Origin of the sequence: Maridesulfovibrio sp. FT414 (assembly GCF_050916235.1) — a bacterium.
In the GTDB taxonomy this organism is placed as follows: domain Bacteria; phylum Desulfobacterota; class Desulfovibrionia; order Desulfovibrionales; family Desulfovibrionaceae; genus Maridesulfovibrio.
Map to the genome: position 1 here is coordinate 1,789,482 of NZ_CP104854.1, position 24,986 is coordinate 1,814,467.

General features: G+C 52.7%; 21 protein-coding genes and 1 pseudogene. 13 read left to right on the top strand and 9 right to left on the bottom strand.

Going from position 1 to position 24,986, the window contains the following annotated elements:
* Positions 1-92: 92 nt before the first annotated feature.
* Positions 93-6,557, top strand: a complete 6,465-nt coding sequence (locus tag N7E73_RS07975; RefSeq protein ID WP_432738523.1) for an AAA family ATPase — start codon at positions 93-95, stop codon at positions 6,555-6,557.
* A gap of 6 nt (positions 6,558-6,563) precedes the next feature.
* On the opposite strand, the gene N7E73_RS07980 is transcribed toward N7E73_RS07975, so the two are convergent.
* Entirely contained in the window at positions 6,564-7,538 is a 975-nt protein-coding gene (locus tag N7E73_RS07980) for a hypothetical protein (RefSeq protein WP_432738524.1), read from the bottom strand.
* A 285-nt stretch (positions 7,539-7,823) separates the two neighbouring features.
* On the opposite strand from N7E73_RS07980, the gene N7E73_RS07985 reads away from it, so the two are divergent.
* The 9 genes and pseudogenes from N7E73_RS07985 to N7E73_RS08025 all read left to right on the top strand — a co-directional run bounded on the left by N7E73_RS07985 (position 7,824) and on the right by N7E73_RS08025 (position 15,945).
* Positions 7,824-9,422, top strand: coding sequence for a peptide chain release factor 3 (locus N7E73_RS07985; RefSeq protein ID WP_432738525.1), 1,599 nt, complete (start codon positions 7,824-7,826; stop codon positions 9,420-9,422).
* Between the two features lie 300 nt (positions 9,423-9,722).
* Positions 9,723-10,319 carry a 3'-5' exonuclease gene (locus tag N7E73_RS07990; RefSeq protein ID WP_432738526.1) on the top strand — a complete coding sequence of 199 codons (597 nt, stop codon included), beginning with the start codon at positions 9,723-9,725 and terminating at the stop codon, positions 10,317-10,319.
* A gap of 54 nt (positions 10,320-10,373) precedes the next feature.
* Complete coding sequence (locus N7E73_RS07995) at positions 10,374-11,534, top strand: hypothetical protein (RefSeq protein ID WP_432738527.1); 1,161 nt, start codon at positions 10,374-10,376, stop codon at positions 11,532-11,534.
* A gap of 107 nt (positions 11,535-11,641) precedes the next feature.
* Complete coding sequence (locus N7E73_RS08000) at positions 11,642-11,911, top strand: hypothetical protein (protein ID WP_432738528.1); 270 nt, start codon at positions 11,642-11,644, stop codon at positions 11,909-11,911.
* An 8-nt stretch (positions 11,912-11,919) separates the two neighbouring features.
* Positions 11,920-12,885: a hypothetical protein gene (locus N7E73_RS08005; protein ID WP_432738529.1), complete on the top strand. Its 966-nt coding sequence runs from the start codon at positions 11,920-11,922 to the stop codon at positions 12,883-12,885.
* Between the two features lie 133 nt (positions 12,886-13,018).
* Positions 13,019-13,264, top strand: a pseudogene (gene fliN, locus N7E73_RS08010) (flagellar motor switch protein FliN); the annotation flags it as partial.
* Between the two features lie 121 nt (positions 13,265-13,385).
* Positions 13,386-14,978, top strand: coding sequence for an ArnT family glycosyltransferase (locus tag N7E73_RS08015; RefSeq protein ID WP_432738530.1), 1,593 nt, complete (start codon positions 13,386-13,388; stop codon positions 14,976-14,978).
* Positions 14,979-15,295: 317 nt separating this feature from the next.
* A complete protein-coding gene (locus N7E73_RS08020) occupies positions 15,296-15,541 on the top strand; it encodes a helix-turn-helix domain-containing protein (RefSeq protein WP_432738531.1) in 246 nt (81 codons plus the stop codon).
* A 20-nt stretch (positions 15,542-15,561) separates the two neighbouring features.
* On the top strand, positions 15,562-15,945 hold the full coding sequence (locus N7E73_RS08025; protein WP_432738532.1) for a hypothetical protein: 384 nt from the start codon (positions 15,562-15,564) through the stop codon (positions 15,943-15,945).
* A gap of 167 nt (positions 15,946-16,112) precedes the next feature.
* Here N7E73_RS08025 and N7E73_RS08030 read toward each other — a convergent pair whose 3' ends face one another.
* The 6 genes from N7E73_RS08030 to N7E73_RS08055 form a co-directional block, all read right to left on the bottom strand.
* Positions 16,113-16,769 (bottom strand): DUF2959 domain-containing protein, encoded by a 657-nt coding sequence (locus N7E73_RS08030; protein WP_432738533.1) that lies wholly within the window; start codon positions 16,767-16,769, stop codon positions 16,113-16,115.
* Positions 16,770-16,918: 149 nt separating this feature from the next.
* On the bottom strand, positions 16,919-17,326 hold the full coding sequence (locus N7E73_RS08035; protein WP_432738534.1) for a bacteriohemerythrin: 408 nt from the start codon (positions 17,324-17,326) through the stop codon (positions 16,919-16,921).
* A 20-nt stretch (positions 17,327-17,346) separates the two neighbouring features.
* Entirely contained in the window at positions 17,347-19,296 is a 1,950-nt protein-coding gene (locus N7E73_RS08040) for an adenylate/guanylate cyclase domain-containing protein (RefSeq protein WP_432738535.1), read from the bottom strand.
* A 148-nt stretch (positions 19,297-19,444) separates the two neighbouring features.
* The gene (locus N7E73_RS08045) at positions 19,445-20,122 is read right to left on the bottom strand and encodes a CBS and ACT domain-containing protein (protein ID WP_432738536.1); all 678 of its coding nucleotides are present in this window, start codon (positions 20,120-20,122) and stop codon (positions 19,445-19,447) included.
* A gap of 198 nt (positions 20,123-20,320) precedes the next feature.
* A complete protein-coding gene (locus N7E73_RS08050; protein ID WP_432738537.1) occupies positions 20,321-21,607 on the bottom strand; it encodes a peptidase U32 family protein in 1,287 nt (428 codons plus the stop codon).
* 22 nt (positions 21,608-21,629) lie between these two features.
* Entirely contained in the window at positions 21,630-22,487 is an 858-nt protein-coding gene (locus N7E73_RS08055; protein ID WP_432738538.1) for a PHP domain-containing protein, read from the bottom strand.
* 132 nt (positions 22,488-22,619) lie between these two features.
* Between N7E73_RS08055 and N7E73_RS08060 the strand changes: the two genes are divergently transcribed.
* A complete protein-coding gene (locus tag N7E73_RS08060; RefSeq protein ID WP_432738539.1) occupies positions 22,620-22,802 on the top strand; it encodes a Trm112 family protein in 183 nt (60 codons plus the stop codon).
* A gap of 67 nt (positions 22,803-22,869) precedes the next feature.
* The gene (locus N7E73_RS08065) at positions 22,870-23,298 is read left to right on the top strand and encodes an FKBP-type peptidyl-prolyl cis-trans isomerase (RefSeq protein ID WP_432738540.1); all 429 of its coding nucleotides are present in this window, start codon (positions 22,870-22,872) and stop codon (positions 23,296-23,298) included.
* A gap of 226 nt (positions 23,299-23,524) precedes the next feature.
* Here the strand turns inward: N7E73_RS08065 and N7E73_RS08070 are convergent, their stop codons facing one another.
* Positions 23,525-24,007 (bottom strand): YchJ family protein, encoded by a 483-nt coding sequence (locus N7E73_RS08070; RefSeq protein ID WP_432738541.1) that lies wholly within the window; start codon positions 24,005-24,007, stop codon positions 23,525-23,527.
* A 53-nt stretch (positions 24,008-24,060) separates the two neighbouring features.
* Entirely contained in the window at positions 24,061-24,420 is a 360-nt protein-coding gene (locus tag N7E73_RS08075; RefSeq protein WP_432738542.1) for a NifB/NifX family molybdenum-iron cluster-binding protein, read from the bottom strand.
* 112 nt (positions 24,421-24,532) lie between these two features.
* On the opposite strand from N7E73_RS08075, the gene arfB reads away from it, so the two are divergent.
* Positions 24,533-24,949, top strand: coding sequence for an alternative ribosome rescue aminoacyl-tRNA hydrolase ArfB (gene arfB / locus N7E73_RS08080; RefSeq protein WP_432738543.1), 417 nt, complete (start codon positions 24,533-24,535; stop codon positions 24,947-24,949).
* The last annotated feature ends 37 nt before the right edge of the window (positions 24,950-24,986 follow it).

The window sequence follows — 24,986 nt, forward strand, 5'->3', positions numbered from 1 at the left end:
TATAAGTCCTGTTTTCCCGTGCGCGCACGAATTCATTCCCTTGAACCGTACGGCTGTTGAAAACACTTCATACGCGGCGCGTGAGCCGGCACATGGAAATGCTTCAGAAAGAGATGCCAAAAACGATCACCCTTGCAGGTTACGAGAACTTCCAGCCCATGCACAACGGACAGGAGATGAATCTCTGCCGGGCAGTAAGGGGCTATGACGACTTTCCTGTGCTCATCAAATATCCGAATTCCGAGCTCCCCTCCCCGCGCCTGCTGGCAGGAATGAAAAACGAGTTCGCCACATCGCAGGAAATCGGTAATTCCGCCATAATTCAGGCTGTAACCCTGCACCGCACAGACAACTCCCTTGTTCTGGTTCTTGAGGACCGGGGGTACATTTTGTTGACGCAACTGATCAAGGACAACCTCACCGGTATACGGGACAAGATCAGGATCGCCATCAAGGTTGCAACATCGCTGAGCAAGATACATGCAAAGGGATTCCTGCACCGTAATATCCGCCCGGCCAGCGTTGCAGTGTCCGAGGATCTGGGGAATGCCGTTCTTACCAACCTGCAGCACTGCATACGCATTTCTGAAACCGTTTCAGGGTCTAACGCAGGGCTTATTTCTGATGAGAACCTTCCCTACATATCCCCGGAGCAGACCGGGCGCATCAGCGGAGAACTGGACCGCCGCTCCGATTTCTATTCCCTTGGAGTAACCCTCTTCGAATTGTTTACCGGCAACCCTCCGTTCGTTGCCGACGACGCCCTTGAACTGATCCACAGCCATCTTGCAAAGGAACCACCGGTCCCGGGCAAGATAAGCCCGGATGTTCCCCCCTCGGTCTCCGACGTCATTCTCAAGCTGCTGGCCAAGAATCCCGGAGACCGCTACCAGTCTGCCCACGGGATCATTCAGGATCTCAAGTCCTGCCTCAGGATACTTTCCACAGATGATGGGCAGGAAGCATTTACCGCAGGAAATCAGGATATTTCGGACACCTTCACCCTTTCAAGAAGACTCTTCGGGCGCAAGGACGAAAAAGAGCTTATCCTTTCCGCCTACAACAGGGCATCGCTGGGAAGCTGTGAAGTGGTCATGGTCCGGGGAGAGCCGGGATGCGGCAAGACGACGCTGATCCGCTCCATAAGCAAACTGATCCTGAAAGAGCGCGGGGAATTCATTTCCGGGAAATTCGACCAGTATCAGCGCAACCGGCCGTACAGCGCCCTGATTCAGGCCTTTCAGGAGATGCTGCGCAAGAAGCTGAGCAGCCCCGCACCGGTAATAGAGGCATGGAAGGCACGCATAACCGGAGTTCTGGGCCGCAACGCGGGGTTGATCACGGAAGTAATCCCCGAACTTGAGCAGCTCATCGGCAAGCAGCCTGCCCCCGCAGAGCTGCCCTCAGCCGAGTCCAGAAACAGATTCAACCAGACCTTCAAGAGCTTCATCAAGGCATTTCCGAACATGGACAGGCCTCTGGTCGTCTTCCTTGACGACCTGCAGTGGACAGATGCCTCAACGGTCCAGCTCATCAAAAGGCTGCTGGATGACAGTGAGACGTCCTATCTGATGCTCATAGGAGCATACAGGACAGACCAGCCCCTGAACAGTAACGTACTGTCCATGCTCACAGAGATTGAAGAGCTGAGTTCATGCGTCGAAACCATAACCCTTGACCGGCTCAAGCTACGCCATGTTCACGGTTTTATCAGCCGCACACTGCGTGCGGACAGGAAAAGGACCGAGGAACTGACCAGGCTCGTATTCAACCGGACCGGGGGCAATCCCCTCTTCGTGCGCGAATACATCCGCAACCTTTACCGGGCTGGAATGATCGAGTTCAACAGCAGCGCCAACCGTTGGGAATGGGACATCAAAGCCATCCGCGACATCTCCATGGACGGCAATATCGTGGAGCTCATGGTCGACAAGATCATGGCCCAGCCCCTTGAGGGGCAGGAAATTCTCAAGACGGCATCATGTATCGGAGGCAAATTCGACCTGCGCATCCTCCTGGCCGTACTTGATACCCCGGAGGACGTGATCACCGATTACCTGAACATCGCGCTTCAGGAAGGACTGATAGTCTCTGATGCCGACATCCCCGCAGCAGTCATCAGCCTTGAGCACTGCCACGGCGGACCGCTCTATTTTTCATTCATGCATGACCGGGTGCAGCAGGCCGCGTATTCCATGCTGGACAAACCCGAAAGGTCCGAGATCCATCTCAGGATCGGCAGGGCCATGCTTGATATTTTCAATGAGAGCGAAATCAGCGATCTGGCCTTTGAAATTGCGGCACAGTACAGCTTCTGCCTGAGTGAAATACACGAGCGGCAGGAGCTTGATACTGTGGCCGATATATTTCTGGCCTCCGGCAGCAAGGCCAAGCGCAGCTCCGCTTTTGAACTTGCCGCCAGACACATTGCCACCGCCTTCAGACTGCTGGGAGAGGACTACTGGAGCAGAGATTACCGGAAAGCATTCAATCTCCATCTGGATTGGTTTGAATGCGAATATCTCAACGGGTCGACCAAACAGTCGGAGTACATATTCAACAGGATCATTCAACACGCTGAATCCCGCAACGACATCGCCACCGCAAATATTGCGCGCATACAGCTTTACTTCGACCAGAGCCGCTACCACGAAGCGGTAAAGATCGGCATTGAGATGCTCGCCCTGCACGGCGTAGCCATTCCGGAAAACATCGGCAAAGGAACCCTGGCCCTTGAACTGCTGAAAACAAAACTGGCCCTGCGCAACAAGAGCGCCAAGTTTCTGCTGCACCTTCCGCAGATGGAAGACCCGGACAGGCAGCAGACCATGCGCCTGCTGATGTACACAATTGCCCCGGCATACATGTTCAACAAGAAGCTGGTCTTTTTCATGATCCTGAAAATGATCCGGCTATCCATGAAATACGGCAATGCTCCGGCCTCAGCATACGGGTATATGTTCTATGCCATGTACCTGGCAGCAAAAGAGTTCTCCTTCGAGCAATCCCGGGAATTCACCCTGCTGGCAGTTGAGCTCAACAAGCGCTTCAACAACTCCGAACTGGAAGCTAAAATCAACATGCTCCGCGGGGCAATGCACGACCATTGGCACGTATCCATACAACAGAACATCAAGACTCTGGACACAGCCTACCAGAGCGGCCTGCACCACGGAGACAACACATACGCCCGCTACAGTACCTACTTCATTGTCTACAGCCACTTTCTGCATGGCAGCTCCATTGCAGACGTTTACAACTCGGCGGACAAGTTCACCGGCTTCATAAGCAAGAACAAAAATTCGCTGGCCAGAGGCACGCTCAACATGATGCTGCAGTTGTGCCGAAGCCTGCAGGGAAAGACCTTTACCCCCGGCTATCTTGATGACGACACCTTTCAGGAATCCAGACTTGTCAACATGGCCAGAAGCAGCGGTTCCGAAGTCGTTGAGCACTGGACCGGGCTTTCCAAAATCATCGCGCTTTCCTTTTTCGGGCACCACGCCAAGGCACTGGACTACATAGAGACTATCTACGACAAAATCGAGACATCCCTGTTCGGCATGTACCTTGTCCCGGTTTTCCATTTTTTCAGCATCCTCAACATGGCTGCTGTTTACGGCGATGCTCCTGCTGAAAAACAGAAACAATACCTCAGGCAGATCAAGGATTCACTCGCGCGAATGGATCGCTGGCAGTCAAGCTGCCCTGAAAACTTCAGGCACATGTACCTGCTGGGCAGGGCCGAACTTTCCAGGCTTACCGGAAAGATGAGTGAAGCCATCACCCTTTATGAGGAAGCCATCCGCTATTGCATCAAGCTCGGCTCCAGCGCATTTGCCGGGCTGGCCTGTGAGCTTGCTTCCAGCTTCCATTTCAGTATCGGCGGCAGGAGATCCGGGCTGGCCCTTGTGACGGAAGCATGCGGCCATTATGAGAAATGGGGGGCAACGGCAAAAGTTCAGCGACTCATGAATGATCACAGGATGCTCCAGAATGAGCTCGGGCAGATCTATTCAGGCATTGATACCAGCGCCACGCAGGAGCACTCCAGAAACTCGAACTCGCTCGATATTTCCGCCGTGGTCAAGGCCTCGCAGGCCATCTCCGGGGAAATCGTTCTGGACAGGCTTCTGGACAAGCTGATGCGTATTGTCATTGAAAACGCCGGAGCCCAGAAAGCCACCCTGCTGCTGCACAACAAGAACAGTCTTGAGCAGACTGCACACGCCTATGTTTCAGCTCACGGAATTACCACCCAGATCAGACCGGATCAGGAGCAGGAACTGTACTGCAAGAGCATCGTGAACTACGTGCTGCGCTCAAAAGACAATATCGTGCTGCGTGATGCCGGGAGTCAGGGACCGTTTACAATCGACAGCTACATAATACGGATTAAACCAAAATCAGTGCTGGCAATGCCGGTGGTCAACCAGCAGATCATGCGCGGAGTGCTCTACCTTGAGAACAATCTCAGCCCCGGAGTATTTACTGAAGACCGGCTTGAAGTGCTGAACCTACTCTGCTCACAGGCAGCTATCTCCATCCAGAATGCCCGCCTGTATTCCGACCTAAGGGATTCAGAGACCCAGCACCGCACCCTGCTGGAAAGCATCAATGTCGGCGCATTCCGGGCCGAGGCCAACCGGGAAGGACGACTGGTAAAAGGCAACCGGGCTCTGGCGGAAATGTTCGGGCACCATAACTGGGCTGAATTCAGGATGACTCCCCTGCGCTCGCTGTTTGTCGACCCCGGTACTCATGAGCAACTGCTCAGGGAACTCTTTGACAGCCACACCTTAAGAGATCGGGAAGTACAGATGCGTCGCCGGGACGGGACGCCCATATGGATAAGCATGACCGCAACACTTCACCGGGACGGAGGAGAAAGCGGGAACAGTATCGAAGGAGTCCTTGAAGACATTACTGAAAAAAGAAAATCCCGCGAACTGGAACGGGCCAAGGTTGCCGCAGACGCCGCCAACAAAGCCAAAAGCGACTTTCTTGCCAGCATGAGCCATGAAATACGCACCCCCATGAACGCCATTCTGGGCATGGCCGACATGCTCTGGGAGTCAAAGCTCAACAAGGCCCAGCGAAACTACGTAAAACTGTTTAAAAACGCTGGCGAAAACCTCCTCCTGCTGATCAACGATATTCTTGACCTTTCCAAGATCGAGGCAGGCCAGATCAACCTTGAAGAGATCGACTTCAACATCGAGGAACTCTTTGAGGAGGTCGGATCTATTTTTGCACTCAGAGCCCAGGCCAAGAGCATTGATTTCTGCTGGTACCTGCACCCGAATGTCCCGCGCATAATTACCGGGGACCCCACCAAGCTCAGGCAGGTTCTTGTCAACCTCGTCGGCAACTCACTGAAATTCACTGAAAATGGAACCATCACTTTTGAAGCGGACCTGACCGAAAGCTCGCTGCTGCGAATACTCATCAGTGATACTGGAATCGGGATTCCAGAAAACAAGCTCAATTCCATCTTTGACACCTTTTCTCAGGCGGACTCCTCAACAACCAGAAATTTCGGGGGCACGGGTCTGGGGCTGTCCATATGCAACCGCATGGTGGAAAGCATGCAGGGCGGAATATTTGTCAGCAGTGAGCAGGGGAAAGGCTCAACCTTTGCCTTCACAGTCAGGGTTGGCTTCCCGGTCCAGCCGGAACAGGAGCCGCCGCTTGAGGGAACCAGCATCCTGCTGGTGGACAGGGAGTCAGTCAGCAGGGAGTTTCTTTTCAAAGGGCTTACTGATCTGGGAGCACGTGTAATCACTGCTGCAGACCTTGATCAGGCTGTTCCTGCCGCAGAGAAACTCGCCAGCTCGGATGCTGCGGATCTGGTCCTTGTTGTCGGAACCCCTTCTGGAGACGAGGACTGTTTTGAAACCCTCAAAAAGCTGAAAAGAGCCCTCTGCCGGAACTGGAAGCTGATCATGATCATGGATGCAAGACCCCAGCCCAGAGCCACTGCACGAGCCAAGCAGCTTGGTGCGACCTACGTTCACCGCCCGGTTCATCCTCTGGCTGTAGTTGAAGACATCAGGTATGCAAGCGCGTACTGCATGCTGCCGGACAACCTTGATGAAGACCTTGAACAGTCCATGGTCCCTCTCTCCGAGGACAGGAAGGACGAATCAGAGCAGCAGGAATACCCAACCGCCAAGACCGGCTCCATACTTCTTGTAGAGGATTCGGAAGACAACAGGATTGTTATCGACCTGTTCCTTAAAGAAACGCCCTACCAGCTCACCTATGCGGAGAACGGAAAGGAAGGGGTGGAAAAATACATGGCCGGAGAATATGACATGGTGCTGATGGACATCCAGATGCCGGTCATGGACGGCTATGAGGCGACCAGAGAAATCAGGAAATATGAAGCAGACAAAGGACTCAGCCAGACACCGATCATGGCCCTGACCGCAAATGCGTTCAAGGAGGATGAGCTGAAATGCCTCGACTGCGGCTGCACCGCCCACATGGCCAAGCCGGTCAAAAAGAAAAAACTGCTCAAGGCTCTGGAAGACTACCTCGGCCCCATAGAATAACTCAGATCACCACCTGCGGGTCAGGGCTGTGGACCATGAGGGGGATATGAACTGTCCGTACTCCTGCCCCACGGCTTCGAGGGGAGTCATAACCCCGGAAAGGCTGATTGCATAAGGCTTCATAAGCCGCAGTGGATACTTTTCACTATGCAGCTGAAACCCGTTCGAACTGTCCAGCACGGTAAGCATTTCCGAAGGGCTGCGCCCCACAAGTACCGCCTCCGGGAAAAATGAGGCATAGGAAGTCTGTTCGGGAAAACCGTCAAACAGGGTCTTGCTTATGAAAATGAAATCCTCTTTCCAGAGGCTGTGATTTACGCTTGGCAGGGTTTCATTACTCACATAATGCAGCTGCCGGTCCTTAAGAAAGCCATAACTGTCCGTTTTCTTGGCATCCGCCACTATCACGTTGCCGAGTCCCATGCGGCCAAGAACATCATTGGTGCGCTCTGCAACTATCTGGTTGCGTTCTATTCCCACCAGCGAGACACCGGAAAATCCGTTACGCTTCGCCTGTACAGACATGGCCAGCATCAGGATTCCGGTTCCGGAGCCGATGTCCAGACCTGTAAAAACGTCACCGCCGATCATCGGTCCGGCTTCGGCGATAGTTTTAAAAATATGGGCACTTTTGGGCAGGTCCGCCAGCATGCACAGGGCAAACCCGTATGACAGCAGCTGACGGCGCAGCTCCCCGCAGTCCTCAAGGACATCACTGCCCAGCCTGCGGTGTACGAACTGGTCAAAGAGCAGGGATACATCCTTCAGGTCAAGCTCACGCTCATGCGATCCTGGATAGACGTATGCATGGAAATATTTGACCAGAATATTCATGAGCAGCGGCCCGTCCAACGTACATCCGCTGTTGCCTGCTTCGTCAAGATCCTCCGCAAGGGAACTCCTGCGATAAATTCCGGCCGGTAAAACCGTTTCCGGCATGGCCGGACGCTGCAACAAACGTAAACTGGCTTTCTTGATCATTCTCCACCTGCCTTTAACTTAATGCTGGATTACAAGCATAACCCCTTTTGCAATCCATTTCCACATTTTGAAACAGCAAAACTCCTGCATGCAAATAGACAGCAGAACACAAAAAAAGCAATCCCGCTGGCGGAAGCGACAAACTTGCACTTGACCTTTGCGCCAATCCTGATACGCACTTCCCAGCACATGCGGTGAGTATACTAATACCATCAATTCGGGCAAAATGCCTTTCCACTGCTCACCGGTCCTTTCAGAACAATAAGAATACACAGGAAATATATCATGTCCCAGACCGTAGACGCCAATCTGAGAAAAGAAGTCGAACGCAGAAGAACGTTCGGCATCATCAGCCACCCTGACGCAGGTAAGACCACCCTGACCGAAAAACTGCTCCTCTACGGCGGAGCCATCCAGATGGCCGGAACCGTCAAATCCCGCAAAGCCAACCGTCATGCCACTTCCGACTGGATGGCCATGGAACAGGAGCGCGGCATTTCCGTCACCACTTCGGTAATGAAGTTCAACTACCGCAACTACGAAGTCAACCTGCTTGATACCCCTGGTCACCAGGACTTCTCGGAAGACACCTACCGCGTGCTCACCGCAGTGGACTCCGCACTCATGGTCATCGACTGCGCCAAGGGTGTAGAGGTCCAGACCAAGAAGCTCATGGACGTCTGCCGCATGCGCGACACTCCGATCATCACCTTCATCAACAAAATGGACCGCGAAGGCATCGACCCCTTTGAACTGCTCCAGGACATTGAAGACACACTCAAAATCGAGTGCGCTCCTCTGAGCTGGCCCATCGGAATGGGGGCGGACTTCAAGGGAACCTACAACATCCACAAAGGCGAACTGCATCTTTTCTCCGCCGTCCACGGCGGCGGCATCCAGAAAGGCGAGGTGATCAAGGACCTCAGCAGCTCCCGTCTTGACGAACTTCTGGGCGATCAGGCCGACCAGTTGCGCGAGGAACTCGACCTCCTCGACGGCGCGGGCTATCCTTTTGACAAGGAACGTTACCTTGCCGGGAAACAGACACCGGTGTTCTTCGGCAGCGCCATCAACAACTTCGGGGTGCAGGAAATGCTGGACTCCTTTGTTGAACTGGCTCCCCATCCTCGTCCGCGGGCCACGACCACCCGTGAAGTATCCCCCTTTGAAAGCGAATTTTCCGCTGTAGCGTTCAAGATTCAGGCAAACATGGACCCTGCCCACCGCGACCGCATCGCCTTCATGCGCATCTGCTCCGGCAAGTTCAAGCGCGGAATGAAGGTCAGACACCATCGTATCGGCAAGGAAGTTCAGATCGCCAACGCGACCATCTTCATGGCGCAGGACCGTACCGGTGTTGAAGAGGCCTTTCCCGGTGACATCATCGGTGTACACAACCACGGCACCATCAAGATCGGCGACACCTTCACTACAAAGGAAGAGCTTAAATTCACCGGTATTCCCAACTTCGCTCCAGAACATTTCCGCCGGGTGATCCTCAAGGACCCCCTCAAGAGCAAGCAGCTCAACAAAGGGCTGCACCAGTTGGCCGAAGAAGGAGCCGTACAGCTCTTCAAGCCGCTCGGAAACAACGACAACATCCTCGGTGCAGTAGGCATGCTCCAGTTCGACGTGATCATCTCACGCCTGAAGGACGAATACGGAGTCGCCGCCCTTTACGAGCCGGTTGAATACCACACCGCCCGCTGGCTGAGCAGTGACGACCCCCGTGAACTCGACGGTATCAAAAAACGCTACCCCCGCTTTGTCGCCCTTGACGGTGACGACAACCTGACCTTCCTGGCGCCCAGCCAGTGGCGTCTGCAGCAGGCGGAAGAGGAATGGCCCAAAATCAGATTCCATAAGACCAGGGAACACCAGTAGGTGTTTCCCGGTCTTTACACACGGAAAATGTTACATAGGGTTGACGAACTCCGGATAGCTTAATATCCAAAAGCAGGACAATCACAGTATCATGGTCGGGCCAGAAGAAGCTGACCGCTTCAGAGACGTGCTCCACATAGTGTGCCGACCACCGGATGCCGTGCGGGCGAACAGCCAGATTGAATCCTGCCCGCCCGTGATTTTTCAGGAACCCCTGAAGCATCACGGGCCGGTGGGAATGATCTGTCGCGCATTGTGGCAGGATATTTTCAACCAATACCGGGACCCATTCCATTTTTTATGCAGATACCAGAAATTTATAAAAGAAAATTCAGCAAATCAGAAATCAACGACCTTCCGCTGCAACAATATGATGGACCTATCAAACTGATAGATTCCGAAGAAGATGTTCCCGCAGCCATCGCTGAGATCAGCAGTTGCCGTCTGCTGGGTTTTGATACTGAAACAAGGCCGGTTTTCCGCAAAGGGGTATCCTACCCCCCATCACTTATCCAGCTTGCAACGGAAGACTGCGTCTATCTCCTGCATCTGAACCATATTTCCCTTTCAGACTGCATAAAGAAGCTCCTTTCCTCTGCCGACATAATCAAGACCGGCGTGGCGGTAATCAACGACGTAAAAGAGCTGCGACAGATTTCCCCCTTCGAAGGGCGGGGCTTCGTGGACCTCGGCGACCTTGCAAGATCGCTTGAAATGCAGACCAACGGGTTGCGCAATCTTGCCGCAAACCTGCTGGGTTTCCGCATTTCCAAAGGGGTTCAGTGCTCCAACTGGGGCCGCAAGGAATTGACCCCGCAGCAGATCACATATGCTGCAACAGATGCCTGGGTCAGCCGGGAGATATACCTTAAATTCAAATCACTGGGAGTGCTGTAGGCACCCCGGCGACAACCGCGACAATCAGGACCGCACCAACTGAGAGAGATAGCCATGAAAACCAGATTATTCCTGCCCACCCTGCTCTTCATCCTGTTTACAGTCCTGCCGGCATCTGCCCAGGACGACTGTGCTTCCCGGTTCATAGGCAGCCTGAAGCAGGTTTCCGGCGTCAAAGCCGTGGAGCAGACTGAAAAAGGCTATCTGGCAATTCTGGATTCATCCGACAAAGCGCAAAGCATCAAAGCGGTCTCTCAGATAAAGGCCCTGCGCAAAAGCGGCAGCAACAGCCGGTGTGATTATTCCGGAACGGCTGTAGCAGTAATGAACAGCAACCTAGACGTTATCAAAAGCGGAACGGCCGATGCCCTGAACAAGGGTAACATCGCCACCATGCTTTACAAGTACGTGCATGACCTGAGCCCGGTGGAGGTTGAAGAAAATCTGCGCGGCTACGAAGTTCTCTGCGAAATGTCCCCGGCCAATTCCTATTATGCTGCAAGAAAGGCTCACTATGAGCAGAGAATACAGCTCATAAAAGACCGTAATGAGTTCATCGCCAAAAGCGAGGAGCTGGCCGCAAAGGACAGGGACATCATCGACCTCAAAATCAAGAAGGATTTCTATCTTTTTGTAACCGCCGGAAAGACTCCCCTTGCCACAGCCGAAAAATTTCTCTCCGCAGTGGCAGAGAAAACTACCCGCCCGGAAAAGAAATTCTGCATAATAGCCTACAGCAGTGATCTTGAAACCAGAGAGTCGGACTGCCCTGAAGAATACAGTGACGCCCTCCACGAAACGGAAGAGGAACTGCTCATGCGCTATGTGCAGTCTCTTCCCGGTTACCTCTTGCAGGATAACGTCAACGGTTATTCAGCACTCAAAAAACTGAATCCCGGCGTGACGCTCTATACCAAGAAACTGGATGCCTACAGCTACAAGCTGGACGGTCTTGAAAGATTCCGCAGCCTGCGGACCGCAACAGGCAACAAGCTGATTTCAAAATCCAGCACCAAGAGCTCCACCCTTTTCGCTACAGTCAGCAGGGAAGCCCTTCAGGGTAAATCCGCATCTGCAAACCTGAAACTGATGGAGACCCTTGCCCAGTATTACCAGCAGAGCGGAGCTCCCCTTGACAGATGTGTACTCAAGGACCCTTCCGGAACAACTCTGGGAACCATCTCCTGCAGCAATTCAGATTGCAGCTTCAAATAGGCCCCGGCCAGACAGTGCAACGGGCAGAGGCGGAATCATTTTTATCTGGCTCTCGCTCCGTTTAGGGTATACTTTTGCCTCCAGACCAACCAAATACGGAGGACACAATGGCCAAAAGCATATTTGATCTCGGACTCTCTGTTGAAGCTGTCTCCCTTTTCCTGCTCATTGAAGGGCAGGAAGTCGGAAAAATCGATCCCGACAAGAACTGCACAGCAAAACCGGAAAGCATCTCCATCGACGGCTGCCTTTCCAAATGGAACGGCGAGGAAAAGGATTTCAGATCTGCGCTTGTCGAGCTTGAGGCAGCAGAAGCAATAAAGAACAGCAACTCCCTGCTGAGCACCACTAAACCTGACCGTTGGAAAACAAAGTAGGTTGATATTTGTCTCTTTCCCCTGAAATGCTCTGGAGCGGGCTCGGCTGGCCCCTGATCCGACTCATTCTCTTCATCTGCCTCGGGCTGCTGGCCGGAAACATCGTTGAAGGACTGCGCTGGACAAGGGCTATGGGGCGACTTGCGACTCCGCTCATTCGTGCCGGGCGGCTGAAGGACATCAGCGGAGCTAGTTTCGCGCTGGCATTCTTCTCCGGAGTTGCCGCCAACTCCATGCTTTCCGAGGCTTATGAAAAGGGTGACATTTCCGACCGGGAGCTGGTGGTTTCCAACCTGTTCAACAGCCTGCCCACCTATTTCCTGCACATGCCCACGGTATTTTTCATTGCCGCGCCATTCATCGGCAGCGTGGCCTTTGTCTATGTGGGGCTGACATTCATTGCGGCAATTATACGCACCGGGGCAATTGTCCTCTGGGGCAGGCTGACCCTGCCCCCGGAGACCTGCTGCCCGGACGTCCTCAGCCGCTTGAAGGAGCAGGAACCCAACTCCCTGACCGGGATACTAGGCAAGGCGCTTAAAAGGCTCAGGAAACGCCTTCCACGGGTAATTTTCATCACCGTGCCCATCTACGTCACCTTTTTCTTTTTACGCCACTACGGGGTCTTTACGGCCTTCCAGAGCTACATGAGCGAACACCTCTCGTTTCTGGGCTGGATTGATCCGCAGGTTTTCGGGATCATCGCCTTCAGCCTTGCCGCAGAGTTCACCGCCGGTCTGGCCGCTGCCGGTTCCCTGCTCGGTGCCGGTACGCTTGAGCCGCACAGCATTGTACTTGCGCTGATGGCCGGGAACATCCTGTCCACGCCCATGCGGGCCCTGCGCCACCAGTTGCCCTACTATGCCGGGATATTCCGCGGACGCATGGCCCTCAAACTGATCGTCTACAATCAGGCTCTGCGTGCAGTCAGCCTGCTTTTTGTCGGCGTCACCTACTTTGCCGTAACCTGCTGATTCAGGTTCGGAAGTCTGGAAACTTCCTTCAGTTGTTTTGCTGGTTGTTTATTTATTTTTGGGCTAGACTTGAAAAAGTTCAAATCACGTAAGTTCGGAGAGTTAAATGGCAGCTGATCCCAGTCTCAAACGAATTCTTGATATTCCCCTTGAAATCAAGGTTGAAATGGGCCGGACCAAGCTTCTGGTCAATGAAATCATCCAGTTCGGTCAGGGAACCGTTATCGAACTTCACAAGCTTGCCGGGGAACCCCTGGACATGTATGTGGAAGGTCGTCTTGTCGCCAGAGGAGAACTGGTTGTTATCAATGAAAATTTCGGTTTCAGGGTAACTGAAATCATCAAGCCAGAAGACCGCATCAAAAGCCTCGGTCTCTGATTTCGGCTGCAACTATATTTTTCGCCAGCCCCCGTATTCCGGGGGTTTATTTTTGGAACTCCCGGAGTTGTCATATCCGGCACGCTCGGCTAAAGGTTTCCCCGCAAGGAGGTCGCTTAAAGTGTCATCACTATCCGATTCATTCAGAAACAAGCCCGCAATCTGGGCTGTATGCATAATTATTTTCACAACTTTTGCGCGGATCTGGTTTCTGGGCACAGGGCAGCTCAATCTTGTTCAGGACGAAGCCCAGTACTGGGACTGGACCCGGCACCTCCAACTGACCTACTATTCCAAGGGCCCGCTGATCGCCTGGATAATCTCCACTTTCACATCCATTTTCGGCAATACCGAATTCGGGGTGCGCTTCGGCTCGGTTGTCGGCTCTTTCCTGACCCAGACGGTTCTTTTCCTCGGCATGACCAGACTGTGGAAAAAACCCGCTGCAGCAATATGGACCCTGATCATCTACAACTCCATGCCGGTCTTTCTGGCCCTCGGCATCCTGATGACCACCGACAACCCGTTCATCCTCTGCTGGGCCTGTGCGCTTTTCGCTCTTTACGAGGCTTCACGGCCTCATCCTCCGGGAATTGAACGGGACTCCAACGAATCCCGCAACAAGCCGTTTATCCTGATTGCAGTATTTCTGGCCATAGGCATACTGGCCAAATATACCATGCTCGGTTTCGCGGGGCTGTCCGTAATGTACGGCCTGCTGCTCATGCGCAGAGAAAGGCTTCCGCAAGGATTCTGGCGCAAGCTGTTCCTCGCCCTTGGCGGCGGGATGTTCCTTGGCTTCCTGCCGACGCTTATCTGGAACATGCAGAACGGCTTTGTCGGATACAAGCATGTCCTGCACCTTATCGGTGCTTCCGGAGACAAGGCTTCACACCTGCTCCGTTTCGACAGGGTACTCCCGTTCCTCGGCGAACAGGCAGGCATGGCGGCACCGTGGTGGATAGTTTTCATGTTCATCGGCGGAGTTGCGGCTCTGCGCTTTATTCTCGGCAACAAGAACGACAACAGGCTCGGCCTCAACAACAGGCAGTCCGCGCTTCTGGCTGTGTTTTTCCTGCCCGTCTGGCTGTTCTTTTTCCTGTGGAGCTTCCATGCCAAGGTCCTCGGCAACTGGGCGGTAATATCCTATGTCAGCGGAGTAATGATCGCCGGGATCACCTTTGAAAGATTCTGGAGCCGCAGGGGTCGCATGCGTTCCATGTGGCTGTTCCTGAGTGTTCTCATTTTCGTGGTTCTTCATTTCCAGAACCTTGTCCCGCTTCCGGACAGCCTCAACCCCACCCACCGCCTGAAAGGCTGGAATGACCTCGGGCAGCAGGTGATTGAGCTGGAAAAGACCCAGTTCGAAGATCCGGAAAAAGTCTTCATCATGAGCGAACTGTACGACATGACTGCCGCTCTGGCCTTCTATGTTCCCGGACAGCCCCGCACCTACTGTGCCTGGATCGACCGTCGCATGAACCAGTACGACCTCTGGCCCGGACCTGAGGACAAAATCGGCTGGGACTGCGTGTACGTGCTCAAGAACTTCAAAGGAGAACCGGACAGGGAGCTGAGCAGGATGTTCAAGCGCATCAGCCCGCCCATCCATATTCAGACAACCTTCCGAGGCAAGCCGGCACGCAAGTTCACAATATACCTGTGCTACGACTATAACGGCTACTGGCCTCGCGACGAAAGACTGCGTTTTTAAAGGCTACACGCCAGAGAACTCCCCACCTGAAAATATTGCCTGATGGTTTTCAAAAAGCCCCTTCGACTGAGTCGGAGGGGCTTTTTTTTACAGCGGATCTGCTTTTTTTTAATTTTTTATTTTCCGTTCAGCTTGCGGTTCTTCCCCGACATGCTGCTGTCCGACAGCTATTTCCCATGCAATTTCAAATAGCTTGATGCCTGTTGTAGTGTTGTGGCAGAAATTTATGCACTCGGATGTCTTTCTTTGACATTTTTTGACAAATAATGTCATAAGGAACAAATTGTAGTGTAATTTTGAAAAATCAGGACAAGTCTTTGACTCCCTCGCCTACACTCTACACGGTGCGTGAGATCGCTGACACGCTGAGAATCCATCCTAGAACAGCCTACCGGCTTATTCAGGAGGGAAGGATTCGCGGTATCAAAGTAGGAAGTCAGTGGCGTGTACCGGAAAGATCCCTGCTGGAGTATATCGAATCCGGTCTTAATGCCCCCCGGAAGAAGGAGAAGGTTGAGAAGGACAAAGACGAAGGGCCTGAACAACTCAAACTGCCCATTTGAGAAGCATCGGTGGACAAGACATGAAAAAGAAGGCTGCCCTGCGCAGGGTGACTCTGGAAAATGATTTCGGCGGCCAGATTTCCTTCACCGGGAAACTGGATAAAGAATCCCTGAACTTCGACGAGAACACCGGGGAGCTGGTATCTGAAAAGATTTACAGTACCGAGCAGGGGAGAACCGGTTACAGCGTGGTCAACGGGGACGGAATCAAAAGGGAGAGACGGGCCTACCTGCTGGAGGACCAGGATGAAATCTGCATGGTTTCCAACGGTTCCATCATGCTCGGACTCGACACTGACAACCTGCTTACATTTTTCGCCAAAGCATTGGCCGAAGAGGCCGCTTTGTACTCCGAAGACAAGCTGGAGTATATTCAGAAGCATCTGAACGCGGTCAACGAGTAAAGAGCGAGCCTGTCCGGAGGGGGACAGGCTTTTTTATGTACATCAAAAAATCCCCGGACCGTTATGGTCCGGGGATTTTCTTTAGCTGCTCAAAAATGTCTGTGGCCGCATCACTACCTGAACAGCGGTTGAAGCCGCCGGCGGCATCCTTTGATGAAACATCCGGCTTAGTTCTTCTTGAGTTCCTTGATGAATGCATCCGCTTCGGCGATGGAAACCTGCATTTCTTTCACAAGACGTCCGATGTCGCCTTCAAGGCTGTCAAGCTCGCTCTTGAGTGAAGAAATGGCCTGAGCATTGAGGTTGTGCTTGAGATAGAGAACGTTGTCGAGGAACACGTTGAGAACTGGATCGATCTTCTTTTCAGCCTTGCGCATGGCCGCCACAAGTCTCTTGAACTTGCTTTTGGTCTTGGAGAGCTTGACCCTGCTCTCGTTGCGGAGCTTTGAACTTGTATACTGCGCAAGCTCATCATTCCACTCCTCAAAAAGGTCATTACCCACCTGTTCAACAGCATTGATACGTTTTTTTACATCAGATGCCGCTGCTTCGCTGCGTTCGTATTCATCGTTGAGGCGTTCGTAGATCTCCTGCAGGTCGCCCCCGTGAAATCCGGTCAGGGCACTGAATTTTTCCAGCGCGCTCTTGAACTGTTCGCTGGCCTCTTCCTGCGATTCACGGGCCTTTTCCACGTTTGAGACAAGAATGTCCCGCTTGTGATAGCCGAAACTCTCCATGGTCTTGTAATAGGCGGACTGACAGCCGCTTGCGGCAAGGGAAAGGGCAATAATGATTGCGCAGATGAATCTGTTGCTAAGGGACATGGAATTCCTCCGGGATGATTTGAATTGCTGCGGTCGTGTCAGCTTGCATCTACATAGAATGCCGGAGGATATATGTCAAAAAGGACTGCCGCGAAATGGGCATGAACTCCCATCCGCGGCAGATAACGTCGCATAAAAGAAATACAGCTTCAGTAGATGCCGTTTCTGTTCAGATGATCACCGGCTTCCTGGTCGAGCCCCAGAGTGTGCTCGGTAAGCCACTGGTGCAGGAAATCCAGAAGCTCGAATGAAATTGTCGCGTTATCGTTGCGGAATTCATCCTGAATATCGACCGCCTTACCGGTAAGATCATCATGGACCCTTTTGTGTTCCTCATAGCCTGGAAAACCGGTCTGGAGAAACAACCTTTCCTCTGTTGCGAAATGTTCCACTGTATAGTCAATGAGTTCATCCAGCAGGACGGCCTGCATTGATTTATCCTCGCCGTTGGTCAGGGATTCGTGCAGGCGGTTGAGAATACTGAACAACCCTTCATGCTGTCCATCCACCTCCGCCACGTTGATGCGATATTTGTCTTCCCAATCAATGAACGCCATATGCACTCCTGTTGATATAATTAAACAGGACTTACCCCGGTCCACCCCGGTCCGGGCGGAATACGGAGAAAAGTACTGCAACGCTTGATATATATGGGAGGGATGCTGTCTTCAGGACATGCGTTTGCACAGACCTTGAAGATGTCCAGAGCCTGCTGAAAATCACCCTTCCTGTACCACTTGAGAGCCTGCTCCATGAGCGGCTTCAGCTCATCTTTGGTCTTGCGTATTTCAGGAGCATTGTGGTCATAAACCTCATACAGCACAACCGGATGTTCCTTGCCCTTGACCCTTACAGTATCAATTTCACGGAGATGAAACGACTCCGGACTTTCCATCATCTCAAGCGCTGAGCCGGTAACGACAATATCTATCTTGAATGTCTTGGTGACCGACTCTATGCGGGCGGCCAGATTGACGGCATCCCCGATAACGGTCGCCTGCATGCGGTAGGTGGTCCCTACCGTTCCGAGGGTAACTTCGCCGAAATGTATGCCTATGCCGATTTCGATCTGCCGCTCCTCATGCTCCTCCCTTTCCCGATTGAATTCATTCAGATGCAGACGCATGCCTACGGCTGAGCGCACAGCCTGATCCGGGGTTTCCGGAAACAAGGCAAGAAGGGCATCACCATGAAAGGAATCCACAAAACCACGGTTATCGGCAATGGCCTGACTGATTCCCTGAAAATACCTGTTCAGGAAACTAAGTACTTCTTCAGGTTCCATCTGCTCCGATATCTGGGTGTATGAGCGGATGTCGCTGAACAGGATACCCATTGCCTTACGGACATTGCTTTCAAGGGTTATGTCGCGGTAGCGCTCCTTGTTCAGCAGACGCAGGAACTCACGGGGTACAAACCGTTCATAGGATTTGGTCATTTCAGCTACGGCAATTTCACCACGGGCATTGTCCATGCGTAATTTACCGACGGCAAAACTGACAACGCCTGCTGCTGCAGTCAGCAGCAGTACAAAATTCATGACATCATGGAAAAGCGTATCCATCCCGGCCGCAACGGCGTTGCCGGGGATTACCGAGACCAGTTTCCATGAACCAGCATCGCTGACAATCTTCGCTGAAGAGCTGAGGGCAACATCTTCTAGATTGATTGTATTAAAGCTGAACAGCCCGGCAGGAGTTGAGAACTGACCTGAAGCCCCGGTTGTCATTTTCTGCCACTCCTGCGGATACAATGACTGGAACTTCTTACCGGCCCGCTCACTGAACATGAAACCCCAGTTATCGTCCGGGGCTCCGCCATACAGGTAATATCCGTCCTTATTTAAGAGGAACAACTGTTCCCCCGGAGATCTGTTGATGCCGTCCAGATAGGGGTACAGGAGTTCCCCGAAATAATTGAGCACCGCGGCACCACGCCTTTTGCCCTTCTCATCGAAAAGGGGTCGGGCAATACGCAGAACAGGCTTGACCGGCAGTTCGACCTTCCCGTCTTCAATGTTCAGGTCGAGAGGGGAAATGTAGATCTGATCTTTTTCCAGGGAATTGATTCTAGGGAAATAATACTGCGTTCCGATGAACTGCAGCGACTTCTCCGGCACTACTTTTGGAGCACCGTCATCATAGTTGATTCTGACCACTTCCATTCCGTAACGGTCTATCAGCCTGATTTTATCGTATTTCTTTTTTATGGCTGAAAGACTTACCAGATCAGAAAGATGCTCCGGAGAAATCACCGAAGTGAATGCCGTTGTCACCTCGCTGAGACTGGCCAGATACAGCAGTTCCGACAGCGGCTCCTCCAGCTCCGCAAGGATAAGGCTGCGTGCCGTATCAATATCGCTTACAGCCTGAGTCCGGAGCTCCCTCTGGGCCTCGGTGGATTTGAAGTGGTAGAATGCATATGCTCCCCCTGCCAGCAAAACAACTGCCAGTGCAAAGCACACTGCGGACTGGGCTATTATTCTCGCCTTGACCCGGATATCAAAATTAAGGACTGCTGCAGACATGCCGAGCTCCGTGTTAAATGAGGAATCAACACCTAACATTTGGCATAAAAACAACTTTGTGTCCATTGCCGGCAATAAGATTGCGCATGAAAAAAGGGCCTCCACACTTACGCGCGGAGGCCCTTACTGTCTGCAATTGGCCTGGAAATCAGGCGGTCAGTCCGTGAACGGAATCACGCACCCAGAACATCATGTTGAACTTCTCTGCCAGTCCTTCCTTGATCTTGTTCAGGCTGGCCTTGTCCATGTCGTGGATACGGATAAACACGTGACGCATATTTTCCTGCTCCGGTTCGTAGGAGGTCAGGATAGACATTACCCGGGCGTGGTTGTCCTTAAGGTAGTCCAGAACCCCGTTCAGGGAACCGGGCTTGTTGGACAGGGCCAGACCGATCTGGACTCCGCCATGAAGAACCCCGGTAATCTTGATCAGGACCTTGAACACATCGGTATTGGTGATGATGCCTACGCACTTGTTGTCCGCATCCACCACCGGAACACCGCCGATCTTGTTCTCATCCATGATGACTGCGGCTTTTTCAACCGTATCTTCAACGGAGACGGTGATTACCTTGCGGGTCATGATATCTTTTACCTTTATCTCGGAGAGCAGGTAATAGAGCTCATGCATATCAAGAGTAGTGGCCTTGGACGGAGATGCTTCCTTGATGTCGCGGTCAGAAACTATGCCTACAAGCACCCCGTCATCATCAACAATGGGAAGCCTGCTTATTTCGTTGTCCTTCATCAGCTTGGCGGCTTTCATCATGGATCGATCGTGAGTGAGTGTAATGACCTCTTTGGACATCCAATTCTTGACGAGCATAGGGAACCTCCTTGAATCTGGCTGCCTGCAGCACGGCATATGCCTGCCTGCTGACTGATGGCTCTGCCCTTGATGTTGCTATTTAAAAAACTGCTTACACAACGCAGTGCAATTCCTGACTGGAGTTCAACTTCTCCACTTTCCTACTAATATGGTTATATAAACAAATGTCTGCGGTCAATCTTCACAGCATGAATTTTATTTGCCTTTACGGATGAACAGCCCGGATTGAAGGTCAGGATGGCTGCAGCGCAGTACAGCTTCGGTTCCGGAATGAACGGTATCTCTGGCTTCACCGTTTGCAGCCTCGAAACGGTAGCTGCCTCTTACTAGTTCAGGCCGCCTGAGGCCGGGAACTATGATTTCAGCATTGCATTCGTCCTCCCAGCGGGCCTTTACCGAGATAAGCCAACGGTCCTCGCCCAGTTTTTCAAGGATTCTGCCTGTTACCGGCTTGCGGTCTTCCGCTGAAGGGGGCTGGGCAATGGTTGCAGGACCTGACTTCCTGAAGAAGGCGGTACTCAAGGGACGGGTTGCTGTGTTGACGAGTTCGCTCATAGCGTTTTCCGGCATACGTCCGCCCTGCTGCACGGTGTCTATGACCGTACGGTATACGTCCACGACCTGTGCAAGGTAGGAGGAACTTTTGGTCCTCCCTTCTATCTTGAGGGAAGCAACACCCATTCTGGCAAGCATGCGCACATAATAGACCAGACAGAGGTCCTCAGCGGCAAAAAATTCGGTATACCCGTCATGATCCAAGGTTTCCCATACATCCTGACCGGGGCGGGTCTTCTCTTCCACCCGCATTCCTGTAGCCTTGTATTCAAAACGGCAGGGGTGGGTACAGCGGCCCATGTTTGCGGACCGGTCATTGAGCCATGCGCTCAGAAAACACCGACCGGAAATGGCCATGCACATGGCCCCGTGCACAAACATCTCCAGCTCGATGTCCGGGCAGCGGGCAGCAATATCCGCCACATCGGCGGCCGAAAGTTCGCGGGCCAGGTTAACACGCACTGCTCCAAATTTCTTCCAGAAACGGGCCGCTTCACTGTTGCCGGTATTGGCCTGAGTGCTGATATGCACCGGAATATCGGGCAGAATCTCAGAGGCCATCATGAGCACCCCCGGATCAGCAATTATCAGCCCGTCCGGGGGGCATTGGGCCAGCTTTTCCATGTCGGCCCGGACTGTATCTAGATTCTTTTCACGGGGGTAGGCATTGATGCAGAAATAAGCCTGAACATTGTTGGACCTGGTCAATTCGAAGGCTCTTGGCAACTCTTCCCATTTGAACCCTGCACCGGCAGAACGCAGGTTCAGCCCCCCTGCTCCGAGATAAACAGCGTCAGCCCCGTATGCGACGGCAGTTTCAAGTTTTTCCATGTTTCCGGCCGGACAGAGCAGTTCCGGCATTTTGCCCGGTATGGACCTCGCGGGTCCGGAATTATCGTCATTTCGTTCAGTTGTGGTATTGTTCATGTTTGTTCTGGATAAAATATAATTAAATTTTAAGCCCTCTGGACTTCCTGTAGGCCTTCAGCCCGTCAAGCACACTGTTGTGGACAAAAAGATTCCCCACTCCCTTGCCAAGCTGAATATCCGGCTTCACATACCCGTGAAAATCCGAACCACCGCTGGGCAGCAGATTGTACTTCTTGGCCAGCTTCTTGATGAATCCGGTCATCTCTATGGTGTGGGAGCTGTAATATACCTCAATCCCCTCAAGGCCAAGCTCTTTGAGCCGACGGACTTCGCTTTCCAGCTCATCCTCGTTATGACTGATCAGAAAAGGATGGGCCAGAATAGGTGTGGCCCCGGTTGAGTGGAGCAGTTCAAAGGCTTCCACATCTGAAATATTGTCTTTGGGAACGTAAGCCTTTCCGTTTCGTCCCAGGAACCCGTCAAAGGCATGTTCGAAATCCTTTACAAGCCCTCTGGCAACCAGAACCCGGGCCATATGCGGACGGCCGATGGTTCCGCAGGCCTCAGCCTGCAGATCTTCCATGGATATAGCAAAACCCAGCCTGCTTAGGTTGGCGACCATCTGCTCATTACGGCTCCTGCGGCGTTCGCGGATTTCATCAAAAGCCTTTTTCAGCGTATATGAATAAGGGTCTACCCAAAGCCCGACAATATGCAGGGCACCGATTTCCGTTTCCACGCTGAGTTCACAGCCGGGGACAACCTCAATCCCGGCCTTGACCCCGGCTTCAAGGGCCTCGGGCAATCCGTCAATGGTATCGTGATCAGTAAGTGCGATGGCCGCAAGGCCGGCCTCCCTTGCAGCGCGAACAAGCTCTGCAGGGGTCATGGTCCCGTCGGAAGCGGTGGAGTGAGTATGAAGGTCAATAGCTGGCATTTGCGATCTCCGAAAAAACAATGGGTCCATCAATACATTCCCCATTCGGGGCAGAGGAAACTGCGGGGTTGAGGAATTCGTTTTCTATAGTTATAGGATACCGATCAAACAATGCGCAAGGAGTACCTTAGTATGGCTCTTAATAAAGAACTGATTGATATTCTGGTTTGTCCCAAATGCAAAGGAGAGCTTGAGCTTCTGGCAGGCGAAACCGGGCTTAAATGTGATTCCTGCAACGTGGTATACCCGGTGAAAGACGAGATCCCCATCATGCTTGTGGATGAAGCCATCCCCGCAGACAAGTGGGATAAATAACAATTTTTGATCTAAACAATGCGGAATGCGGTCTATAGGGTCCGCCCGCGACAAACAAGGAGTTTCCATGTCCCAAGCCAAAGACGGCGACAAAATCCGCGTCCATTACGCCGGTTCTCTCGAAGACGGCACCGAATTCGATTCCTCCTACAAACGGGGCGAGCCTCTTGAGATTGTTCTCGGCAAGGGGATGCTTATCAAGGGTTTTGAAGACGCTGTCAAAGGTCTCTCGGTAGGCGAAAAGGTAAAGGCCACCATCAGCCCGGAAGAAGGCTACGGTCCCTATTACGACGAACATACCTTCGAAGTGGACCGCAACCAGATTCCGCCGGAGATCACCCCGCAGGTGGGCATGATGCTTCAGGTGAACACCGAACAGGGCATCACCAATGTAACCATCAAGTCCGTCACCGACCAGAAGGTCGTTCTCGACGGCAACCACCCTCTCGCAGGGCAGACCATGATCTTCGAGATCGAACTGGTCGAGATCCTGTAGTTATAGAATCCTCCGTCTACAAAAGGCGGAGTGCTTCGACTGTAGAGTCATAGAAGGTCGACTTTTCCGGTAAACGGGAAGGTCGGCCTTTTCTGTAGGAATAGTCACAAGAAAGGGTTCAAGCACGAGAGACAGCTGAAAAAGCTGCACACTCTGCAAACAAAAAACACCCCGGCAGAAAATTCTCCGCCGGGGTGTTTTTTATCTCGAACTAAATACCGGGCAATCAGCCGCAGCACTTCTTGTACTTTTTACCACTGCCGCAGGGACAGGGATCGTTGCGTCCGATTTTCTTGTCTTTCTTGATGGGCATGGGAGGCACTATTTCACCGTCCACATAGAGCCAGCGGCCTTCACGCTTTTCAAAGACACTGGCCTCGTGATGGGTATGAATGGCTCCCTGCTGCCGAAACTTGGCGATGAATTCCACTTCGCCCTTTTCGTCTTCGGGCTGGCCCTTGGAGGTAGAAACAATGGTCAGGCCGAGCCATGTTGATGTTTCCGCCCAGTTCTTGACCTGTGCCTCATCGTAGTCGTGCTTGCTCTCGGGAGCCAGAGTTTCTCCGAGGTAATCCACCCGTTTGACAACGAAAGCGGAATAGCGGGAACGCATAAGGGCTTCAGCAGTAGGGGCAGGCTCTTTGCCTGTGATGTATGGCTCACAGCAGCTTTCGTAAACTGCACCGGAACCGCAGGGACATTCATTCATGTTTCTAGATCTCCAGTTTTTTCTGTGGGCCGTGGACGCCGAAGCGTTTCGGCCTAGTGATTACCGCAGGACTCGTGGTCGTCACAAACGGTTGCGGAGTCGGTGATATTGCCGGCGCTCCACTGAGCTACCGCGGCCTTCAGATCACCGCTGCATCCGCGGATAACCTGAATACCGCTGTTCTGCAAGAGGTTCACAGCTCCCTGTCCCATGTTTCCTGCCAGCAGGACCTGAACGCCCATTTCAGCAAGAGTGGGTACGATGTTGGATTTGCATCCGCACCCGGGGGGAGGAGTAAGGGTTTCCTCTTCAACGATATTCTTGGATTCATCCAGGGTAAAGATGGTGAAGGCTTCGCAATGCCCGAAATGTCCGTCCACCTGTCCATCTCTGGAAGGAAGTGCAACTTTCATGATATTTCTCCTTGAAAAAAAAGTAAGATCAATGCAGACCCAAAAGCATCGAACTTAATGGAGTGCGTACGCCACATACGCACATAAAGACAGAACCATCCGGCCGAAAGCTATGATAAGTATCACATCCACATTGTCCATACCGGAAAATGAAATTAATTTCATCACCTCACGCAGCTCCGGCCCCGGCGGCCAGCATGTGAACACCACATCCTCGCGGGTAACTCTCATATTCGATCTGGACGGCTCCGCCAGCCTTACCGAAGAGCAGAAAACCATAATCCGGTCACGGCTGGGCAACAGGATCAACTCCAAGGGGGAACTCCTGCTTTCATGCGATGAACACCGCAGCCAGTTCCGCAACAAGGAAGAAGTGCTGCTGCGCTTCCGCCAGCTCCTGTCCGAAGCCCTGCGCCCGATCAAACAACGCCGGGCCACCAGAGTTCCCCTTTCGGCAAAGCGCAAACGGCTGGAGAGCAAAAAGCAGCGCTCCGACGTAAAGAAGAGCAGATCAAAACCGGATTACTAGGCATCGCGGCAGGATCAGGCCCCCTTCCCTATGCAGA